Here is a 20,300-nt window from a genome sequence, read left to right as displayed (position 1 = left end):
TGATTTGCACGCTCTCAGGATCGAAGTACTGATCTCTACCCACTATACGCACGGCGGCGGAAGCAGGAATATCGCCTATATTTGGGCCAGTGATAATATGGATCGTGTCATCGGTTCCGCCATCAGCTAATTCCCAAATGCGATCCCAACTATTAGAAGTTGAAAAAATACCCGAAATCTCATAAGTATCATCCCCTAAACTACCGTATAAATTATCGTTGCCGCTTGTTCCATAGATTATTGCCATTTATTATTCTCCCAAAGGAAAGAATGAACATTATTGTTCATTCGATACGGATAGTAGCTGACAATTTATTTTTCAAGAAATACAAATAGCTAAAGTGATTAAATAAAGTTTTGGGTTAACTAAGTTTATGATTCCTGGTTTATGGTTTTTGAATTTCTTCGATAGATGATGAAACCAATAATATGCTCTGTAGAGGGGAAAATTACATGACTGATAGAGAGAGCATTATCCGAGTTACAGTTGTTGGCAGGCTTTCTTGAGCTTGTTTTATCTACTGAAGGAGCTCATATTTTTCCGTGAACTTTATCGATCCCTATTGATGAAATCCGGCTATGATCTTGGAATAGAATAGCGTTTTGAGTGAATGCGTGAAATATTGGTGATTTAAAATTGCAGCATAATCAGGAGATATTAATGACCAGCCAGAATGATGTGTCGATGGAGAATAAAGCGGAAGCAACAGGAAACCAGGCATTGCAAGTCAACGTTAAAATGCATCAAGGTGAGCATACCGGTCAAGCGCTGTATTCTAATGTTGTTTCTGTGCAAGGCGGACAGGGAGTTGTTATTGTAGAATTCGGTTTTCTTGATCCTCAGACGATACATACGTTGAATCGATTGGCGCGTTCGGGTGAAAAAATACCGGATACCATCGGCGCAAGAATGTCGTGCCGGATCGCTCTGAGTATTGAAGCCGCGCACAATTTGGCGCAGCAGTTGAATCAATTACTTCAAAAAAAATAGTTGGCAATTTTTGACAGGCCGTTGAAAAATGTTATCGAGGCGGCTGATGCAAGGCAAAAATAGGCGAAAAAGCGCAGTTTATGCTTAATAAATGAGCATTTTGAGCCTGTTTTTAACACCGCAGCGGCAACGCAGATAATTTTTCAATGGCCTGTTAAGGGTCAGTTTCATATAACTGATTCTTATCACGACATTATTTAACGGGAGAGCCCCATGGTTGATGACAAGAATATTTTGACTCAAGACAAAGATGAAATAACGCAGCCGGCCACGAAGCCGGTCAGTATCAGGATGTCGCCGGGTGAGCATACGGGACAACCCATTTATTCTAATTTCGCCTCCGTGAATAGCGGGCAAGGTGTTGTGATAGTCGATTTTGGTTTTCTCGATTCGCAGAACCTGAATACTTTAAATCGAGTGACTAGATCGGGCGAGGCGCTACCTGATGCGATCAATGGGAAAATGTCCAGCAGGATGGCAATCAGTATTGATACCGCCCATCATTTATCTCAACAGCTCAATCAATTACTTAGCACAAAGCCTTCTGCTACGGTTGCGCAGGGCCAGCAAAGTGCAACAGATTCGGTGCTTCAGGCTAGTTCAAGTACTGCTGCGGTTGATAGCCAGAATGCTCAGAAGAGTGATAAAAGCGGTTTCCGGTTTCCCTGGTCAAAGAAAACAGACTAATACGCATCGCCAGACTGTATTACCCAGTTCACAATTCGGATAATTTATTGATTCGAAGTCGGGAAATTTGAGATGGATGGGGCTATCGGGTAATGGTTGAGCTGTATCAGCCAATCAGACGAATAGACAACAAAATACGTCTGATTGACTCAAAGCTCAATAATCAATGCTGTTAGCCACTTTTTTTCCTAAACGGAATTTTCTTAAACAGCGGAATACACAACAAACCAATAAGAAGTCCTATCAGCATCATGCCATAATTTTGGAAATTATTATTCGTGAATGCCGTGATCTGTCTGACCATGGCGCTTTGTTCCGCTTTATCGGAGATTTTCGGTAAGTTCTCCGCTTCATAGGTGTCGTTGATATTGTATGGCGTTACCCCAGGAATACTGGGTATATTTTCCGCGCCTTTTCCAACCACCAATTGCGCTTTCATACCTTTTTCCATGTGATGGGAAATGTCGCAGTGCACCAGGAAGGTATCATCGGATCCTGGAACGATAATCGTGCCGGATACGGTTTTGGGTCCGGTGACTTCGAGGTGGAACATGCCATATTTATAGAGGTATTTTGGTAAACCGTGCATCATGAATTGATGGCGGATATTGTCCTCGTTGATGAAGTGCCAGGTTACTTTTGCGCAGGGTTTTACATGCCATTGCTGCTGATCAAACGCGAAAGCCGTTCCGGGAAATTTTGCGGAATATTTCCTGCCGGCACGCACGGTAATTTCAACTTCTTCAGAAATGCTTTTACAGCTACTGGGCAGTTTATCCAGGTTTTGCCCCATGATCATCGTGCCTTCATGATCCATAATGTGATCGTGATCCATGTGATGATGATGGTGGCCATCGCAGTGCTCTGCGGATTGGGTGCTCATGGCGTGACCGCTATGGTCACTGTGATCGCCGTGATCGATCGTGTGATCAGGTGCCATGTTGTGGCCGCTGTGATCCATGGCATCATGATCATGGCTATGATCAGTTGGGGCAGTATTGTGCTGACTCATGTCATGACCGCTGTGATCCTGGTGGTCGTGTTCGCTGGGTTTAGCCGGTTGCTGTGCCATGGCATGTGCACTGAAAGCAAGCAGACCAGCAAGTATGAAAGTAATTGTTATAGTCTTAGCCATTATTGGTTACTCCCTTTTGGGCTTTTTAGACGTGAAACCGCTGCAACAGCGCATTGTTTGATTTGTTCCCGTTTGGCGAAAATCAGATAGATCAAAAGTCCTGCCAGCAAACCATAGAGCGCATTCAACAACGAGGTTTGTGTTGTCGTATCGAAACCCGCTTGACCGGCAGGCGATCCCAGGCTGGACCATGCATCGAGGTCTTGCCACACGGGAAGTCTGCGCTCGAAATATTCCTTGGTGAAATACTTATTGAGATCAATACCAAAATGACTGACCTTTGGCATGCCATGTTCACCCAGATAAGAGGTGTAAACAATGGAACTCATACTGCCGCCTTCCGCCATACCGTTTGTGGTGATTCCCTTTTCCCGGTGATCATGAAACAGCCAATCACCTTCACCATAGCTGTGTTTGCCATCGTTGACGGTTTCTAATTTCAGGTCAAGCCGTTGTGCCGGTGCCATGTCAAACACGTCACGCATGATCTGTGCAACCGGGTTGTGCTCCACGCCGTCGTAATGCGTGATCGTGGCGTGGTGGCCGTGCGTATGGACGGCGATCAGTTCGCCGCCACTGTTCAGCAAGCGTAGTTTGATTTTCTGATCCGGCTCAACAATGATCAGTGATTCCCTGAGCGTGTAAGGGAAAGACAAGCCGTTCAGGGTAAAGTAATCCTCAGTTGAATCGGTAATGTCATAACGTTGATTCATATCGCGCGCGATGAGTCGAGGATCGTTGTGTTTCTGAATAATGCCGCTCAATTCCTTGTCCATCGCGTGATAATGCAGATCATATTCCTGATCGAATTGCTCGCGCACGGCAACGGAGGGGTGGCGAACATGCCCGGCGCCAATATTTAAAGTTTGCAGCCAGTTATTCGGTTTGTTTTCTTCAATGACGATCATTCCAGCCAGTCCCATTGCCAAATGGGTGTGCGTTTGCACATGGCAGTGGTAAAACATGGTGCCCGGTTGCCGTGCCTGGAATTGATAAATACGGCGTTCTCCCGGCATCAGTTCCATTTCGCTGGTCTGCGGCACGCCGTCTTGACCACCGTGTTCACCGTGCGAAAATGGATGATCAACGCCGTGCAGGTGAATACTGTGCGGGAAATAATGTGTATTTTCCAATACGATTTGGACGATATCGCCTACTTCAACGCGGATGACTGGCGAAGGTAATCTCAGCAGCGGATTGGCGCGTACACTTTCAAAATTTTCCGTTGACATGCCGCTGGTCTTTGGCGCGAAAACCCATGCGCCGGGTTGTATGCCGGGAGCAATATCAAACGTTGGAACCAATCCGGGGAAATCGGGTGATTTGCCGTTTAATTCCATGATTTCCAGTTTGATGATGATCCGGTCGGGATCGCCGTCACCATCCAGATCATCGGTTTTAATGATGGCATCAGGTGAAAGACCCGTCTTCATCAGGGTATCCATCGAAATGTTGTTGGTTCCTTTAACCGCAGCGGCAATCCAAGCCGGATTATCCGGACTGCAACCCGGCGATGCATCAATTTTGACCCCGTCAATTTCCTGGGCTTCCCGCCACGCAGGGGAGATCTTCGGGTCACACATCGGCTCAGCGGTTAACGCTGCCGGATCAACTTTTATGGTTTCAGGTAATTTCAGAGATGTCTGAGCAATTGTTGCTGACGTCAGCAGGAAGAAAGTTAGTAAGGCAATAAAATTATGGATAGGCATATCAACACACCTTAAAAATTTATCTAATAGTAAAAACAAATAGGGCTGATTGGATCATGTGATTTATTGATGATCAGTATCAGATTTAATAGCTAGGATCCGTCTGGAATGACAGATTGGTAGGGACAAAATACATTTAATAGTGTATCTGTAGGTAGGTAAAATTATGAGAAATATCTTATCTTCATATATGTAATACTTCTACATTATCCGTCAAGCTATCATCTCGTCTATTATACAGAACCCTATTGCGCTTTTGTGGTTTTTCCATAGTTGATTAGATTTTAAATTTTTAACTTACGAAGTAATTATCCGAGTGACAAACAAATTTCTTTTTACAGTCTTGAATCACCTGGTATGTCTACAAACCGTGAAAATGTTAGTTCCTAAATTGAAGGACGCTCTGATTAGGCGCATCGGTAGGCTCAGGGTGAACGGTAATCTATTGATCGCATTCGGGGTGAGCTTGTCAAGCCATGAATGCGATCAACTTAATCAGAAATCCTCAAGGCGGAATAATGCACCGTGTCAGCTTACTAAGAATGGGGGCGCTATTTTTATCGGTTACGGGTTAGCGGGTTTGTTATTAATTGGATGTGGAAATAACGAATCAGCACAAAAAGCACCGCGTTTGGATCAGACGATCACGGTCACAGTGATGGTTGCAGAGCCGGTCAGCATGCCTGTCAGCCTGGAAACGATCGCACAAACCGAAGGCGCTAAAGAAATTGAAATCCGTCCGCGAGTCGGAGGGATGCTACTTAAGCGGTTATATACTGAGGGTATGGCAGTTAAAGCCGGTCAATCCTTGTTTTTGATAGATCCAGAACCTTTTCAGAATGCTTTGGCAGAAGCCAAAGCAGGGTTTCTTGAGCAGAATGTTCGTGTTATGCGTGCCCGGAGTGAAGAAAATCGTCAGCGGCAATTGCTGGCTGAGAATTTTGTCAGTCAACGCGCTTATGATGTGGCAAAAGCAGATCTGGCGATTGCAGAAGCTGCTTTGCAAGCTGCGAAAGTGCGTGATCAGCAAGCGGAGCTCAATCTTTCCTATACCACTGTCAAAGCGCCAGTGAATGGAATGACGGGCCGTGCTCTTTTTTCCGAAGGTGCGCTGGTATCCGCCAATACCAGTTTGCTGACGACATTAACCCAACTCTCTCCGATTTGGGTACGGTTTAGTTTCTCAGATAATGAAGTGGCGCGATTCGGCGGACATTTAAATGACAAAAATGTACGCAGTGTCAGCATGATTTTGCCAGACGGATCTGAGTATCAGCAGGAAGGGAAGCTCAATTTTGCCGCCAGTAAAATTGATCCGTTACTCGGCACACAACAATTGCGCGCAACCTTTGAGAATAGCGATCAGCGCATATTGCCCGGTCAATTTGTGCGTGTGCGGGTTACTGCGGGAGAATCCAGAGCTGTTTATGTGGTGCCGCAGGTTGCGGTTCTGACTTCGGATCTGGGTCGATATGTGTATGTCATCAATGAGAGCAATGCGGTGATGCAGCGTCCTGTCATTGCAGGGGATTGGATCGGAAAGGATTGGATCATTCTGGATGGATTGCAAGCAGGGGATAGGGTGGTGATAGACAATATGATCAAATTAACGCCCGGCAAAGTGGTTGATCCTCAATTGCGGGATACGTTACCTTCTGCTCAATCCAATGCAATATCTACCAATTAAATAGCAACTGCACACATGGCCAGATTTTTTATTGAACGACCAATTTTTGCTTCGGTTCTGTCGATTATTATCGTTCTAGCAGGACTGGCTGCGGCTATTCAATTACCCATCGAACAGTATCCGAGGATTACACCGCCAACGGTTATTGTGACAGCAACATTTCCGGGTGCAAGTGCGGAAACTATGATCAAAACGGTGGCTGCGCCGATCGAGGAGAAACTCAGCGCAATTGAGGGCTTGTTGTACTTTAATTCCAGTGCTGATTCAAGCGGCCGTCTGACGATTACCATTACTTTTGAAATTGGAACCGATATTGATCGGGCTACTTTCAATGTCAGCAATGAAGTCAATACCGCCTTGGCACGTTTGCCCGATGAGGTGAGGCGCACCGGCATTACCATTCAGAAACGCTCGAACGATCTGTTGCTGGTTTTTGCGATAACTTCCAAAGATCCGAAGCATACGCCGCTATTCTTGAGTAATTTCATTACGATCAATATCTTGGATGATATGAGACGCGCCAGCGGTGTGGGGGAAGCCCGGATTTTTGGCGCACAGGACTATTCCATGAGGATTTGGTTGCGGCCTGACCGGATGGCGCAGTTGGGTATTACAACCACTGACATTGCAAGTGCCATCCGGGTGCAGAATGCGCAGCAAGCCATCGGGAAAATAGGTCAGGAACCGGCCTTGGCGGATCAACAATTGGTTTATACCGTGACCGCAAAAGGACGGTTATTAGCGCCGGAACAGTTTGAGAATATTATTCTGCGCTCGGATGGGCCGCGCGGTGTGCTCTATCTGAAAGATGTGGCGCGAATTGAACTGGGTGCGCAAGACTATGCAACGCGTACCTTACTCAACGGCGAGCCTGGATTAGGGATTGGTATTTTCCTGCGTTCGGGTGCCAATGCGCTGGATACCGCAGCCGCTGTTAAAGCCAGGATGATTGAGCTGAAGCAATATTTTCCAGAAGGCATGGAATACGTTATTTCTTATGATACCAGCGTGTTTGTTAAAGAATCGATCTGGGAAGTGGTAAAAACCCTGGGGGAAGCGATGCTGCTGGTGGTTCTGGTGGTTTATTTGTTTCTACAGAGCTGGCGTGCGACATTGATTCCGATTATTGCCATCCCGATTTCCTTGATTGGAACCTTTGCCGGATTATGGCTACTGGGCTATTCGATCAATACGTTGACGCTGTTTGCGATGGTGCTTTCGATCGGCATAGTGGTCGATGACGCGATTGTCGTGCTGGAAAATATTGAACGCTTGATATCGCAGGAGAAACTATCGCCGATGGATGCCGCCATCAAAGCAATGCAGCAGGTATCCAGTGCCGTGGTGGCGATGACCATGGTTTTAGTGGCGGTTTTTATCCCGGTTGCTTTTCTCGGCGGCATTGCAGGGGAGTTGTACCAGCAGTTTGCCGTGACCGTGGCGGTCGCCGGTGTTATTTCCGGTATTGTTGCTTTAACGCTGACGCCCACATTGTGTGCGGTGCTACTCCGGCCCACACACCGCCAATTTGTTTTTTTTACCTGGTTTAACGCGCATTTTGAGCGTGCACGCAAGTTTTATGTGGGCATGGTTGGTTTGAGTTTACGCCATGTGGCCAGAAGCGCGCTGATATTTCTGTTGATGATTGCTGGCCTGGTTTATTTGGTAAAAAATATTCCGGAAAGTTTTGTTCCGCCGGAAGATCAAGGGTATGTTATTGCTTCAGTGATCTTGCCAGACGGTGCAACACTGGCGAGAACAGTCAGTACGGCGGATGCCATCAATACCGAGATGGCAAAAGAATCTGCCGTGGCTTTTCAATTCGCGGTCAATGGATTGGATTTTATTGGCGGCGGCAATAAAACCAATGTTTCGACCATGTTCATCCGTTTGAAGGATTGGTCAGAACGTAGCACAACCGCTACGGATATTGTGAAAAAGTTGTTTCTGATCGGTACGCAACAACCGGATGGTTTGGCGATAGCTTTTAATCCCCCGGCGATACGTGGCTTAGGTAGTACGGGCGGCTTTGAACTGTTTGTTCAAAGCCGGACAAATTCAGAGATGGCGCAATTGGCCAGTGTGGTGAATGAGTTGGTACAAACCCTGAAACAGGAACCCAAGCTGGCGACTGTGAATACTTTCTTGCGGACATCGGTGCCGCAATATTTCGTTGAAGTGGATGAAGCCAAAGCCATTGCGCAAGGTGTATCCATCACGGATATCTACGCGACGTTGCAAAGCACTATGGGATCATTTTATGTGAATGATTTTAATCGTTCCGGACGGACCTATCGTGTGCAGCTGCAAGCTGAAGCGGCGTATCGCATGAAAGCAGAGGATTTGGGTAAGGTGTATGTGCGCTCAGAATCCGGTTCGATGATTCCTTTGTCCGCGCTGAGCACGGTAAAGCATATCGTGGGTGCAGAACAATTGGAGCGGTTCAATGGGCTGCTGTCGGCAAAAATAATGGGAAGCGGTGCAAGCGGAGTCAGTTCCGGCGATGCGATTGCATTGGTTGAAAGTACTGCAGCCAGAACATTGCCGGAAGGTTATCAAATTGCCTGGACCGGCGCTGCATTCCAGGAAAAAAAGATGGGTTCGGCGGCGATTTTTGCGTTTAGCCTAGCCGTCGTGATGGTTTTCCTGATTCTGGCAGCGCAATTTGAAACCTGGGCACTGCCATTGGCTGTCATTATGGCGATTCCTTTCGCGATGGTGGGTGCGTTGGTGGCGATTTTGTTGCGTGATATGCCGAATGACATTTATTTTCAAATCGGAATGGTGACATTAATTGGGTTGACGGCTAAAAATGCAATTTTGCTCGTCGAATTCGCCAACCAGAGAATGAAAGAAGGTGTTGCCATAAAACAAGCAGCCATTCAATCCGCTCAGCTACGTTTCCGGCCCATTGTAATGACTTCCATGGCATTTATATTGGGAGTTGTTCCTTTGGTACTTGCGACCGGTGCTGGTTCAGCGGCCCGGCAATCAATGGGAACAGGCGTCTTTGGCGGGATGATCATGGCAACTTTGATTGCGACGATATTTGTACCGTTATTTTTTTCCTGGTTTGTGAGGAAACAGTTTCCTAAGCTGCCTAAAGCTGAACAAAACACAATGTAAAACCCCGCGTTATTTTTCAGGCCTGCTAAGAAGACTCAGAATTAACTGACAAGGTGTGACTAACCAGTGAGTGTATCTGTGTACTTACTGCTGCTACAATCACAGGTATGAATTTAAGTAAATCGAAAATACTCCAGCCCGTTCAGAAAAAACTGGGGCATACCAATATTATCTTAGTGGGTATGATGGGCGCGGGCAAAACGACCATCGGTAAAGCGTTAGCTAATTCTCTCGGTAAGGAATTTATCGACTCGGACCATGAGATCCAGGATCGTACCGGTGTAAAAATTCCGGTGATATTTGAGATTGAAGGTGAGGCCGGCTTTCGTAAACGTGAATCGGAAGTGCTGGCTGAGCTGGTTAAGAAGAGTAATATTGTATTGGCTACCGGTGGCGGCGCAGTACTGAGCCGGGAGAATCGTCAGATACTGCGGCGTGGCGGGATCGTTATTTATCTCCGGGCGTCGGTTAATGATTTGTACCGGCGCACCCGGTATGACAAAAACCGGCCTTTACTGCAGACACAAAATCTGTTTGCACGATTGAGCGAACTCTATGTGCAGCGGGATGCGCTGTATCGTGAAGCTGCGCATGTCATCATCGATAGCGGAAAACAAGGTGTCCGTTTTTTAGTACAAAAGCTCATTAATAAATTAATATCCATTGATTTCAACACTATAATGCAAAATAATAACAAAAATGCCATGCAAACTATCACGGTAGATTTTACGCCTTCATCAGAAAAGCGCAGCTACTCCATCCATATTGGTCACGGAATTCTGCAACAAGTTGACTTGATCGTGTCTTGCCTGCCGCAAAAAAGAGTCGCTATCGTCAGCAACACAACGATTGCCCCACTCTATCTGGACAATCTGCGCGCAGCATTAGAGAAACAGGGGGTTATTACTGTTTCGATCATCTTGCCGGATGGTGAAGCCCATAAAAATTGGGAAACTTTAAATTTAATTTTTGATGCGCTGCTAAAAAATCACTGCGAACGAAATACTGCCATATTGGCACTGGGTGGTGGTGTGATTGGCGATTTGACCGGGTTTGCTGCTGCGACTTATTTACGGGGCGTGCCATTTATTCAGATTCCTACGACATTGCTGGCGCAGGTTGATTCCTCGGTAGGGGGTAAAACCGGTATTAATCATCCCTTAGGTAAAAACATGATCGGTGCCTTTTATCAGCCACGTATGGTATTGGCGGACAGCGCAACATTGAATACGTTACCGGATAGGGAGCTGCGCGCGGGTTTTGCTGAAATTATCAAATATGGCTTGATTCGTGATCCAGCCTTCTTTGATTGGCTGGAAAGAAATATGCATCGTTTATTAGCACGGGATCCGGTGACGTTGAATGAAGCGATCCAACGCAGCTGTGAGAATAAAGCTGAGATAGTCGCTGCGGATGAAAAGGAAGAAGGAGTCCGAGCTTTGCTGAATTTGGGTCATACATTTGGACATGCCATAGAAAATGGGATGGGGTACGGCGTCTGGTTACATGGCGAAGCGGTGGCGGCCGGAATTGTGTTGGCGGCTGATCTATCTCGGCGCATGAATCTCATCAGCGAAGCGGATGTTAGCCGTATCCGCAAGATTTTTTTACAGGCTGGGTTGCCGGTTGTAGCACCCAGAATGCCGCCGGAAAAATATTTGCAATTGATGATGCTGGATAAAAAAGTGGATGCTGGCAGAGCACGTTTTATTGTTCTCAATCGCATCGGTGAGGCTGTGATGCGGGCGGATATTTCCCCTGCCATACTGAATGAAACGATTTTGGCCTGTATGAGTGATGAATAAGCGGACTGCTTATGCGGTGTCTTCTGATAATTCACGTGGACGCATGATTCCTGAAGAGCCGCCTGCCGGGCGGAGTGAATTTCAGCGTGACCGGGATCGAATCATACACTCTACAGCCTTTCGCCGCCTGGAGTATAAAACCCAGGTTTTTGTCAATCATGAAGGGGATTTATTCCGTACACGTCTGACGCATAGCCTGGAAGTTGCGCAGATAGGGCGTTCGATTGCAAGAAACTTGGGGTTAAATGAAGATTTGGTTGAAGCAATTTCACTGGCTCATGATCTTGGGCACACCCCATTCGGGCATGCGGGTCAGGATGTGTTGAATGAATGCATGCGGGAATATGGTGGTTTTGAACATAACCTCCAATCCTTGCGGGTTGTGGATGTTCTTGAGGAACGTTATGCCGCTTTTGATGGCTTGAATCTTTGCTACGAAACACGGGAAGGAATACTCAAGCATGTGGCGAGGAAAAACATTCCAAAACTTGGCGCATTAGGAGAGCGTTTTTTGCAGCATAGAAATCCTTCTTTGGAAGCGCAGTTAGCCAATTTTTCTGACGAAATTGCCTACAATAATCACGATGTGGATGATGGATTGCGTTCGGGTTTAATCACATTGGATCAATTGGAAGAAGTCTCTATTTTTTCGCGTCACCTAACACAAGTGAAAGATAAATATCCGATACTGCCGGAACGTCGCATGGTTTATGAAACGGTGCGCAGTATGATCAATACACTGGTAACCGATCTTATTCAGCAAAGTACCCGCAACATCAAAGATGCCGGTATTGATACGCTGGCTGCAGTGCATACAGCGCCGCCGCTAATCGGCTTTAGCCAGCAGATCAAAAAGGAGCAGCAAGAATTAAAAAAATTTCTGTTCGATAACCTTTACCGGCATTTTCGTGTGGTACGCATGAATAGCAGAGCGCGTCATACGATTGAGAAGTTATTTGCTGCTTTTAGCTCGGAGATATTGTTGTTGCCTGTCAAATATCAGAAAAAATTTGAGCAGGAAGGACACCAGGCAATCGCTGACTATATTGCTGGAATGACGGACCGGTATGCGATTAAAGAGTATCAGCGCTTATTTTCTATTACTGAAAATTAATAATGAACAGAGTTTCAATTGAAAGAACCCCTTTTTTATCAAGACAGATTGATTTTCATTCCGGATAGACAATATACGTGATAGCTATTCACTGGTAATATTGCCGATTGGGGAAAAGGCTAACATACTTGCTTGCGAGTAGCCTTTCAAAAGAACAATAAGATATAGGCTTTTTAATGACAACACTTAAGAATGATACGTTTTTGCGTGCGCTTCTGAAACAGCCCGTTGAATATACGCCTGTTTGGCTAATGCGTCAGGCGGGTAGATACCTGGCGGAATATAATGAGACGCGTGCTCGTGCCGGGGATTTCCTGTCTTTATGCAAAAATCCGGGATTTGCTACGGAGGTGACACTGCAACCGCTGGCGCGATTTCCGCTGGATGCTGCAATATTGTTTTCGGATATCCTGACAATTCCGGATGCGATGGGACTGGGGTTGTATTTTTCACAAGGTGAGGGGCCTATGTTTGAGCGTCCTTTACGCGAAGAAAGAGAAATTCGTGCATTAAAGGTGCCTGATCCCGGCCAAGAATTGCGCTATGTGATGGATGCCGTCGCAGAAATTCGCAAAGCGCTGGATAACCGGGTACCGTTAATTGGTTTCTCTGGCAGTCCCTTTACACTTGCCTGCTATATGGTTGAAGGGCGTGGCGGTACTGAATTTCGTGAAATCAAAACCATGTTGTATCAGCGTCCGGAATTGCTGCATCACATACTCGATGTGAATGCAAAGGCTGTGACGGCTTACCTGAATGCGCAGATTGAATCCGGCGCACAGACTGTAATGATTTTTGATACCTGGGGCGGGGCGCTTTCACATGCGGCTTATCAGGAATTTTCATTGCGTTATATTCAGCAGATTGTTTCCGGATTAAAGCGTGAACAGGATGGTGTGCGCATCCCAAGTATTGTTTTCACCAAAGGCGGCGGTTTATGGCTGGAAGCCATTGCGGATATTGGCTGCGATGCCGTCGGGTTAGACTGGACAATAGATATTGGTAATGCACGCCGCCGTGTCGGGGATAAAGTTGCTTTGCAGGGTAATCTAGATCCTTCAGTACTTTTTGCATCGCCCGAAGTAATCGCTGCGGAGGTGGAAAAGATACTGGCCAGTTATGGGTATGGAAGTGGTCATGTATTTAATCTGGGGCATGGCATTTCTCAGTTTACTCCCCCAGAAAATGCAGCGGCATTGGTAGAGGCTGTTCATACATTGAGCCGTAAATTTCATTCGGTGAACGTGTAAACAGATTTGAACGATCATCGCAAGTAATTTGTAACTGTCGATTTATGCATATATTGATTATTGAGGACGATTTGGCGATCGCTGCCAATCTTTATGATTTTCTGGAATCTCGAGGACATACGGCCGATGCTGCTGTCAATGGAATTGCCGGGCTTCATCTTGCCGTAACACAACGGTTTGACGCAATTTTGCTTGATTTAGGTTTGCCTGGAATGAATGGGATGACTTTGTGCCGTAAATTGCGCCAGGAATCACAGATTGACACGCCGATTTTAATGTTAACAGCCCGCGATACACTGGATGACAAGCTGGCTGGTTTTGAGCAAGGCGCGGATGATTATCTCGTCAAGCCATTCGCCTTAAAAGAAGTCGAAGCACGCTTGTTGGCGATGCATAAAAGACATATTGGAAAAGTTGCGAATCGTAAGTTGGAGTTTGAAAAATTGTCTTTTGACCCGAAAACATTTTCCATTCTTTTCGACAATCAAGCTGTAAAGATTCCACCCAAGTGTATACGCTTATTGGCACTGATGATGAGTGAACCAGGCAGAGTATTCAGCCGCGAAGAGCTTGAGCTGGAAGCCTGGGAAGATGTCCAGGAAACAAGCGATACCTTACGTAGTCACATGCATATTTTACGGCGAGCTTTATCTAAGGCCGGCGGATACGATCCAATCGAGACTGTTCATGGTCTTGGTTATTGTTTGACATCCCGTGCGCAGATATCCGATAGAACATAGCCTGCGCTATCGTGTTGCTGTAGCGCTAGCGACATTCAGCATTTTTACCGTTGGTACGCTGTGCATTATTCTTTATTTTGTTTCAGATAACATAGAGGAAGATCATATCGAGCAAGTGATTGAAATGGAAATGGATCATCTTGTTTATCGTTATCAGAAGCACTCCGATTTTATCTCTCAAGTCGGCTCACATCTAAAAACCTATGTTATTCATGATATAGACGATGAGTTGCAGATTCCTGCTTATTTGCGTGGATTAAATACTGGTTATCATCGTATTTACTACGGCATTGAGGATTTTCATGTTTTAATTCGTACCGTTGATGAAGTGAAGTTTCTTGTGGCGTATCGGATTGCGCTTCATCAGCAGCGATTAAGTAAGCTTCGATTACTCATTTTATTATCTTGGCTTCTAGTCGTTGCTATTGCGTTTGTAGTCGGATACCTTCTTGCCCGGATACTGGTTAAACAAGTGACGGATTTGGCTGAGCGAGTCAATTTACTCGCCCCTGGAGATGTTCAGATCGGATTGTTGGCGCAGCCTGGCATGGATGAGGAAGTAGCACAACTTGCACGAGCACTGGATGATTATCAGAATCGTATCAAGCGCATGCTGCAACGTGAACAAGAATTTACTGCCAATATCAGTCACGAATTAAGAACGCCGATTACAACCATTCTAACCAGTTGCGAGTTGCTGGTTGCGGCAGCCGACATACCTGTCAAAGCCTACCAACGTATAAAAATGATTGAGGCCGCCGCCACCCGAATGGGTGAACAGATTCAAGCCTTGTTATTCCTTGCGCGTGAACAAGCGCTCGGCGTCATAGAGACAGTGGCAGTTGCAGAATGTGTTTATGATGCAGCAGATCCTTTACTAGCTGAAATTTCCAGGAAGAAGCTTGTTTTTGAAGTACTGATTGCTCCCGATGTGGTGCTTACGGTCAATCGCCAGGCACTGCATACAATACTGATGAATCTGATTCGTAACGCGGTGCAATATACGCCGATGGGGCATATCCGGGTTGGATTTGATCATCAACGATTGTCGATTTCAGATTCCGGAATCGGGATAGAACCGGCTTTTCTGCCATTGCTGTATGAACGCTTCTTTCGTGGTTCAACACAGGGGCAAGGATTAGGGATTGGACTTGCTATTGTGAAGCGGATCTGTAGTCACTATGGTTGGTTGATCGAAGTAAACAGCACGCCTGGGCAGGGTACAACTTTCCATATAATTTTCCCAGAGCGCGCTAATAGTTGATAGCTAATCAGATCAATAGTATTCACGAATTCTTCACATTTCCTGTGTTAACGTTTTCAACCTTAGAGTCTCGTAGAGTTTCAGATAAAATTGGGTAGTGTGGTGTCTTGCTGTCTACAGAATTTGTTCGGGTTAATTTAGTTCAGCTTCTACGAGGCTTTGAAGAAGACTGTGATAAGGGACGAATTTCTTTTAAAACTAAAATATTAAATAACATCAAATCGAATAGGGAGTTTTTTGTATGGCATCTATACAACCAGTAGTGCTTTTTTTCGTGTTCGGGGTTTTGGCAGGTGTAATCAAATCTGACCTCAAAATACCCGAAGCTTTATATAAGAGCTTGAGTATTTTTCTGTTGATCGCCATTGGTTTTAAAGGCGGTGTGTCAATGGCCAAGTATGAAATCATGGAGGTGCTGCCTGTCGCGCTTTCCATGGTTGTTTTATCAGCGCTCATTCCGCTGACAGCTTACCCGATATTAAGGTACCTAGGTAAATTCACCCAAGCTGATGCGGGCGCTATTTCCGCGCATTATGGCTCGGTGAGCGCGGTAACTTTCGCTGTGGGCGTCGCCTTTCTGGCAGCGAAGGATGAACCTTCCGAAGGTTATATGGTACTGATTATGGCGCTGATGGAAATACCAGCGTTGGTAACTGGTACGATCTTGGCACGTGCAGGTGCTGGCGGTGAGAAAACCCAATGGGGCAAGTTGATGCACGAAATCTTGACCGGTACCAGCCTGTATCTCTTGGTAATGGGTGTAATTATTGGTTATTACGCTGGCATGGTGAAGCTGGTATCACCACTAGACAAAATGTTTATGGACTTGTTTATGGGTGTGCTCGCCTTCTTCTTGTTGGAAATGGGTTTGCTGGCAGCGGCGCGACTGAAAGTGGTTGCCGCAAAAGGTGTATTCATAATTAGTTTTGGTGTACTTTTCCCGATGTTGATGGGAGCGTTCGGCGCTTACTTGGGCTGGATATTTGGCTTGTCGGAAGGCGGCACGATGTTATTGGCAGTCTTGTACGCTAGCTGTTCCTATATTGCTGCGCCTGCGGCCATGCGTCTTGCGGTGCCTGATGCAGACCCAGCGCTTTCATTAGGAGCTTCTCTCGGCGTGACTTTTCCCTTTAACATCTTTATTGGTGTACCGATTTACTGGGAAATGGCGCATTGGTTCCATAGCATCGCAGTTTAAAAACGATTAAATTTAATGAATGTTTATTGATGGGAAAAATTTATGAATAACACAATAGCAATGAAACGATTTGAGATTGTTGTCGGTATTGAACAACTCGAAAAATTGACGGAATTATTGGATAGATGCTCAGTGCGTGGCTACACTGTTCTTAAAAATGCAGGTGGGCTCGGTTCACTCGGTATACGAGACCCCGGTGATGTGATGATGGAACTAGAAAATGTGATGGTTGTTCTTGCTTGTAAAGAAGATCAAGCGCAAAGAGTGCTTGATGAAATCAGACCTGCATTAAAGAAGCTGGGAGGTATGTGCCTGATTTCCGAATGCCAGTGGGTTGAGGGGCCGGCAGTTTCTTATTAATTCCGGATTCTTTTAGATCTTTTGTATCGTTCTGTAATATGCGCAATAATTTTTTAGTTGTGAATTGCGCGTATTGCAGAACTTTTCTTTTAAAATCTGGGTGATATGTGATGTGAAATCACCATGCAGTATCTCCAATCAAATACATATAACTTTCTATAGTTGGCGCAAGGTTTAAATATTTATTGGTTAATCCCTTTGACTGGCCTTGATAAGAAGCGAGATTGATGCGCTACAATAAATTTAACTGCCGGTGAGACTTCCTGGTAAACTTCTGACCTCCTGAGATCCACTCCCTAGTTACTCTGAGCAGTTCGCTACATGCAAAAAACTACTTCTCTGTTACTGCGTGTTATTCGCATGATTCGCTTGCTGTTCCAGATTTCCTCAGGATTACTGCAATCCATTGTCTATCCGTATTTTCCTCTGAGTGTTCAACGGCGCATGATGCAGAAATGGGCGATTGGTTTGCTGTCTATCTTCAATATCCGGCTGCATTGTTACGGTAGTTTGCCGACAGCGGAAATACCACGTGTGTTGTTTGCCGCTAATCACGTCTCCTGGTTGGATGTTTGTGTGCTCATGGCAGCTTGCCCGACTCGTTTTGTGGCCAAAGCAGAAATCAGCAAATGGCCAGTGTTGGGGCTGTTGAGCCGAAATGCCGGTACATTATTTATTGAACGTGCAAAACGTAGCGATACCTTGCGTATTAATCAACAAATCAGCGAAGTACTGGAAAAAAGTGAGCGCGTCACTGTATTTCCCGAGGGAACTACCACCAATGGAATGCAATTAAATCATTTTCATGCTTCATTGCTGCAATCGGCCGTGGCAGCTGATGCATTACTTTATCCAGTAGCCATTAGTTATCGTAATAGCGCAGGGGATATTTGTCAGGAAGCTGCTTATATAGAACCATCTCTGATCTTGTCGTTACAAAGAATACTGAGCCAAACAAGCATTGATGTTAATTTGACTTTTAATCTCCCGATTCAATGTGGTATGAAGAATCGACGGGAATTGGCGCGCCTATCGGAACAAGCGATCGCTGATACGCTGATGCTGCCTATTGTGCACAAGGAAGCTGAAAAACTTTCCGGTCTTCCAGACGAATAGCAGTCAGTTGCCCACCCCAGACACAACCACTATCTAATGCAATCAAGTTATCCGTTATGTGCAGCCCTAATGCCGACCAGTGGCCACAAATAATGGTTTCTTTCTGACTGGCCCGTTGCGGTACGCCAAACCACGGCACATAACCCGGCGGAATGGATTGCAGATCACCTTTAAAAGCAAAATTCATGTTGCCTGTTGCAGTGCAGATGCGCATCCTCGTCATGGCATTGATAATTACTCGCAAGCGGATATAACCGGTCCAATCATCTTGCCAGTAATTGGGTTGATTGCCATACATTTGTGAGAAAAATTCCTGATAATTATCCTGACGTAAAGCACGCTCGGCTTCGTGCGCTAATTGTTCAGCTTGCGCAACTGACCAGCTGGGCAACAAACCGGCGTGTACCATGGCATACTGCCCTTGTGTATGAAATAGCTTCTGCTGCCGCAACCAATGCAATAATTCATCCCGGTCAGGCGCATCTAAGATAGACTGAATTGTGTCACTGGAATGGTTTTTTGCGATGCCTACTGCAACCATTAACAGGTGCAAGTCATGATTGCCTAGCACCATGATTATCGCATCGCCTGCTTGTTTGATATAACGCAATAGGGATAATGAATCGGGGCCGCGATTGACGATATCTCCAACTAGCCACAGTTTATCCTGTGCCGGATCGAACCGGATTAGATCAATAAGCCGTTGGAATGCGGTAAAACAGCCTTGTAAATCACCGATTGCATACGTTGCCATCTTTGGATTGTCGCTGAGTGAAATGTGTCGCTACTGATAGGGGGTATTAACGTAGTCCCAGCACATCCTGCATATCGAATAAGCCATTGGGTTTGTCTGCCAGAAAACGCACCGCGCGCAATGCACCCATCGCAAAGGTCATGCGACTACTGGCTTTATGAGTGATTTCTACGCGTTCACCGATACCAGCAAATAGTGCGGTATGATCACCCACAATATCACCTGCACGGATGGTCGCAAATCCGATGGTTTCCGGGTTTCTTTCACCGGTTACGCCTTCACGTCCGTAAACTGCCACTTTACTCAAATCTCTGCCCAAGGTTTCCGCGATTACTTCACCCATACGCAGTGCGGTTCCGGATGGCGCATCCACTTTGTGCCGGTGATGCGCTTCGATAATTTCAATATCGTAGCCTTCATTCAGGACTTTTGCGGCAATCTCCAGTAACTTGAAAGTCACATTTACACCAACACTCATATTGGGTGCGAATACAATAGCAATGTCCTTTGCGGCTGCTTTGAGATGAGCCTTTTCCTCGACTGAAAAACCGGTGGTGCCTATTACCATTTTTACGCCAGCTTTCTGACAAGCGGAAAGATGGGCCAATGTGCCTTCCGGACGAGTAAAGTCAATCAATTGATGGCAGCTTTCTAGGGCGCTTGAAAAATCGCTCACAATAGGGGTACCACAACTGGCGCCTATTAATTCTCCTGCGTCTTTATTCAGGTAAGGGCTACCAGCTCTTTCGAGTGCGGCAGAGAGCTGCATATCGGGTGCTTGAGTGACTGCTTCCAGCAATGTGCGACCCATACGTCCAGAACTGCCTGCAATAGCAATCTTTTGAATTGTCATTTTATTTTCGCTTGGTTTTAAATTTAAATAAAGAATTAATATCAATGACCAACTTTCTTAGCTTCCGCATCGTCAGTCTGAGTTTCTTCTGCATCTGGTTTAATCTCGACTGGCTTAGGTTTGACGGGATCCTTAGAGAAAGACAGATAATTTTCAATATTCACCAACATGTCATCTTCAAAAAAAACGGTCATTCTTTTTTGCTCGATTAATTCTCCCTTCTCACGAAACAAGTAGACGTAATCCCATCGGTTATCACGGAAAGCATCCATGATTAGCGGTGATCCCAAAACGAAGAGTACTTGGGATTTAGTCATGCCAGGTTTTAATTTTTCTATCATTTCTTCTGAAACAACATTGCCTTGCTGCACATCTATCCTGTAGAGAATAGTAGGCAGGTATGAGCACCCTGCCAGCAACAGGCACGTAAGCAGCGCGAAAATTTTTGCAGCCATTTTGTTGATATTATATGTTTCCAAAGTGAACACAGCACTATATGATACAGTAAATA

At 45.7% G+C, this 20,300-nt stretch carries 18 protein-coding genes and 1 pseudogene; 13 read left to right on the top strand and 6 right to left on the bottom strand.

The genetic code is table 11. From position 1 onward, the window contains the following. Positions 1–247, bottom strand: a 247-nt coding sequence (locus K2P83_RS09215; protein WP_292928496.1) for a hypothetical protein, incomplete at its 3' end; no start/stop codon positions are given. A 414-nt stretch (positions 248–661) separates the two neighbouring features. Here K2P83_RS09215 and K2P83_RS09210 point away from each other — a divergent pair. Further along, positions 662–991 (top strand): hypothetical protein, encoded by a 330-nt coding sequence (locus K2P83_RS09210; protein ID WP_292928494.1) that lies wholly within the window; start codon positions 662–664, stop codon positions 989–991. A 213-nt stretch (positions 992–1,204) separates the two neighbouring features. Next, positions 1,205–1,678, top strand: a complete 474-nt coding sequence (locus K2P83_RS09205) for a hypothetical protein (RefSeq protein WP_292928492.1) — start codon at positions 1,205–1,207, stop codon at positions 1,676–1,678. Between the two features lie 172 nt (positions 1,679–1,850). On the opposite strand, the gene K2P83_RS09200 is transcribed toward K2P83_RS09205, so the two are convergent. Together K2P83_RS09200 and K2P83_RS09195 are read right to left on the bottom strand one after the other, a co-directional pair. Continuing rightward, a complete protein-coding gene (locus tag K2P83_RS09200) occupies positions 1,851–2,813 on the bottom strand; it encodes a copper oxidase (RefSeq protein ID WP_292928490.1) in 963 nt (320 codons plus the stop codon). Continuing rightward, positions 2,813–4,522 carry a multicopper oxidase domain-containing protein gene (locus K2P83_RS09195; protein ID WP_292928488.1) on the bottom strand — a complete coding sequence of 570 codons (1,710 nt, stop codon included), beginning with the start codon at positions 4,520–4,522 and terminating at the stop codon, positions 2,813–2,815. Before K2P83_RS09195 ends, K2P83_RS09200 begins: the two co-directional genes overlap by 1 nt. Positions 4,523–4,898: 376 nt before the next feature. Between K2P83_RS09195 and K2P83_RS09190 the strand changes: the two genes are divergently transcribed. The 11 genes and pseudogenes from K2P83_RS09190 to K2P83_RS09140 all read left to right on the top strand — a co-directional run bounded on the left by K2P83_RS09190 (position 4,899) and on the right by K2P83_RS09140 (position 18,182). Then, on the top strand, positions 4,899–6,209 hold the full coding sequence (locus tag K2P83_RS09190; RefSeq protein ID WP_292928486.1) for an efflux RND transporter periplasmic adaptor subunit: 1,311 nt from the start codon (positions 4,899–4,901) through the stop codon (positions 6,207–6,209). 15 nt (positions 6,210–6,224) lie between these two features. Next, complete coding sequence (locus tag K2P83_RS09185; RefSeq protein WP_292928484.1) at positions 6,225–9,335, top strand: multidrug efflux RND transporter permease subunit; 3,111 nt, start codon at positions 6,225–6,227, stop codon at positions 9,333–9,335. A 107-nt stretch (positions 9,336–9,442) separates the two neighbouring features. Continuing rightward, positions 9,443–9,931: pseudogene (locus K2P83_RS09180) on the top strand (shikimate kinase); the annotation flags it as partial. Between the two features lie 108 nt (positions 9,932–10,039). After that, positions 10,040–11,140 carry a 3-dehydroquinate synthase gene (aroB, locus tag K2P83_RS09175; protein ID WP_292928498.1) on the top strand — a complete coding sequence of 367 codons (1,101 nt, stop codon included), beginning with the start codon at positions 10,040–10,042 and terminating at the stop codon, positions 11,138–11,140. Then, entirely contained in the window at positions 11,133–12,254 is a 1,122-nt protein-coding gene (locus K2P83_RS09170; RefSeq protein WP_292928482.1) for a deoxyguanosinetriphosphate triphosphohydrolase, read from the top strand. Before aroB ends, K2P83_RS09170 begins: the two co-directional genes overlap by 8 nt. A 176-nt stretch (positions 12,255–12,430) precedes the next feature. Further along, a complete protein-coding gene (hemE, locus tag K2P83_RS09165; protein ID WP_292928480.1) occupies positions 12,431–13,504 on the top strand; it encodes a uroporphyrinogen decarboxylase in 1,074 nt (357 codons plus the stop codon). Positions 13,505–13,548: 44 nt separating this feature from the next. Further along, positions 13,549–14,244 (top strand): response regulator transcription factor, encoded by a 696-nt coding sequence (locus K2P83_RS09160; RefSeq protein WP_292928478.1) that lies wholly within the window; start codon positions 13,549–13,551, stop codon positions 14,242–14,244. Then, on the top strand, positions 14,219–15,508 hold the full coding sequence (locus tag K2P83_RS09155; protein ID WP_292928476.1) for a HAMP domain-containing sensor histidine kinase: 1,290 nt from the start codon (positions 14,219–14,221) through the stop codon (positions 15,506–15,508). The genes K2P83_RS09160 and K2P83_RS09155 overlap by 26 nt, the downstream gene beginning before the upstream one ends. A gap of 241 nt (positions 15,509–15,749) precedes the next feature. After that, positions 15,750–16,706, top strand: a complete 957-nt coding sequence (locus tag K2P83_RS09150) for a sodium-dependent bicarbonate transport family permease (protein WP_292928474.1) — start codon at positions 15,750–15,752, stop codon at positions 16,704–16,706. 42 nt (positions 16,707–16,748) lie between these two features. After that, positions 16,749–17,066: a transcriptional regulator gene (locus tag K2P83_RS09145; RefSeq protein WP_292928472.1), complete on the top strand. Its 318-nt coding sequence runs from the start codon at positions 16,749–16,751 to the stop codon at positions 17,064–17,066. A gap of 321 nt (positions 17,067–17,387) precedes the next feature. Further along, positions 17,388–18,182, top strand: a complete 795-nt coding sequence (locus K2P83_RS09140; RefSeq protein WP_292928470.1) for a lysophospholipid acyltransferase family protein — start codon at positions 17,388–17,390, stop codon at positions 18,180–18,182. Here the strand turns inward: K2P83_RS09140 and K2P83_RS09135 are convergent. Genes K2P83_RS09135 through K2P83_RS09125 form a run of 3 tightly spaced genes read right to left on the bottom strand, consistent with a single transcriptional unit; the run spans position 18,133 to position 20,244 of the window. Next, positions 18,133–18,936: a symmetrical bis(5'-nucleosyl)-tetraphosphatase gene (locus K2P83_RS09135; protein ID WP_292928468.1), complete on the bottom strand. Its 804-nt coding sequence runs from the start codon at positions 18,934–18,936 to the stop codon at positions 18,133–18,135. The two genes, K2P83_RS09140 and K2P83_RS09135, sit on opposite strands and share 50 nt — an antisense overlap. A 46-nt stretch (positions 18,937–18,982) precedes the next feature. Beyond that, positions 18,983–19,789, bottom strand: coding sequence for a 4-hydroxy-tetrahydrodipicolinate reductase (dapB, locus tag K2P83_RS09130; protein ID WP_292928466.1), 807 nt, complete (start codon positions 19,787–19,789; stop codon positions 18,983–18,985). Positions 19,790–19,830: 41 nt separating this feature from the next. After that, entirely contained in the window at positions 19,831–20,244 is a 414-nt protein-coding gene (locus K2P83_RS09125; RefSeq protein ID WP_292928464.1) for an outer membrane protein assembly factor BamE, read from the bottom strand. Positions 20,245–20,300: the final 56 nt, after the last annotated feature.

The organism is Nitrosomonas sp. (assembly GCF_019752415.1).
GTDB lineage: Bacteria > Pseudomonadota > Gammaproteobacteria > Burkholderiales > Nitrosomonadaceae > Nitrosomonas.
The sequence above is the reverse complement of the archived record's forward strand: the minus strand, read 5'-3'. Positions and strand labels throughout refer to the sequence as shown.

Excerpts from the sequence above, each read along its gene's own strand:
- K2P83_RS09210 (WP_292928494.1), top strand. The coding sequence starts at position 662 with ATGACCAGCCAGAATGATGTGTCGATGGAGAATAAAGCGGAAGCAACA.
- K2P83_RS09205 (WP_292928492.1), top strand. The coding sequence starts at position 1,205 with ATGGTTGATGACAAGAATATTTTGACTCAAGACAAAGATGAAATAACG.
- K2P83_RS09200 (WP_292928490.1), bottom strand. The coding sequence starts at position 2,813 with ATGGCTAAGACTATAACAATTACTTTCATACTTGCTGGTCTGCTTGCT.
- K2P83_RS09195 (WP_292928488.1), bottom strand. The coding sequence starts at position 4,522 with ATGCCTATCCATAATTTTATTGCCTTACTAACTTTCTTCCTGCTGACG.
- K2P83_RS09190 (WP_292928486.1), top strand. The coding sequence starts at position 4,899 with ATGTTAGTTCCTAAATTGAAGGACGCTCTGATTAGGCGCATCGGTAGG.
- K2P83_RS09185 (WP_292928484.1), top strand. The coding sequence starts at position 6,225 with ATGGCCAGATTTTTTATTGAACGACCAATTTTTGCTTCGGTTCTGTCG.
- aroB (WP_292928498.1), top strand. The coding sequence starts at position 10,040 with ATGCAAACTATCACGGTAGATTTTACGCCTTCATCAGAAAAGCGCAGC.
- K2P83_RS09170 (WP_292928482.1), top strand. The coding sequence starts at position 11,133 with ATGAATAAGCGGACTGCTTATGCGGTGTCTTCTGATAATTCACGTGGA.
- hemE (WP_292928480.1), top strand. The coding sequence starts at position 12,431 with ATGACAACACTTAAGAATGATACGTTTTTGCGTGCGCTTCTGAAACAG.
- K2P83_RS09160 (WP_292928478.1), top strand. The coding sequence starts at position 13,549 with ATGCATATATTGATTATTGAGGACGATTTGGCGATCGCTGCCAATCTT.
- K2P83_RS09150 (WP_292928474.1), top strand. The coding sequence starts at position 15,750 with ATGGCATCTATACAACCAGTAGTGCTTTTTTTCGTGTTCGGGGTTTTG.
- K2P83_RS09145 (WP_292928472.1), top strand. The coding sequence starts at position 16,749 with ATGAATAACACAATAGCAATGAAACGATTTGAGATTGTTGTCGGTATT.
- K2P83_RS09140 (WP_292928470.1), top strand. The coding sequence starts at position 17,388 with ATGCAAAAAACTACTTCTCTGTTACTGCGTGTTATTCGCATGATTCGC.
- K2P83_RS09135 (WP_292928468.1), bottom strand. The coding sequence starts at position 18,936 with ATGGCAACGTATGCAATCGGTGATTTACAAGGCTGTTTTACCGCATTC.
- dapB (WP_292928466.1), bottom strand. The coding sequence starts at position 19,789 with ATGACAATTCAAAAGATTGCTATTGCAGGCAGTTCTGGACGTATGGGT.
- K2P83_RS09125 (WP_292928464.1), bottom strand. The coding sequence starts at position 20,244 with ATGGCTGCAAAAATTTTCGCGCTGCTTACGTGCCTGTTGCTGGCAGGG.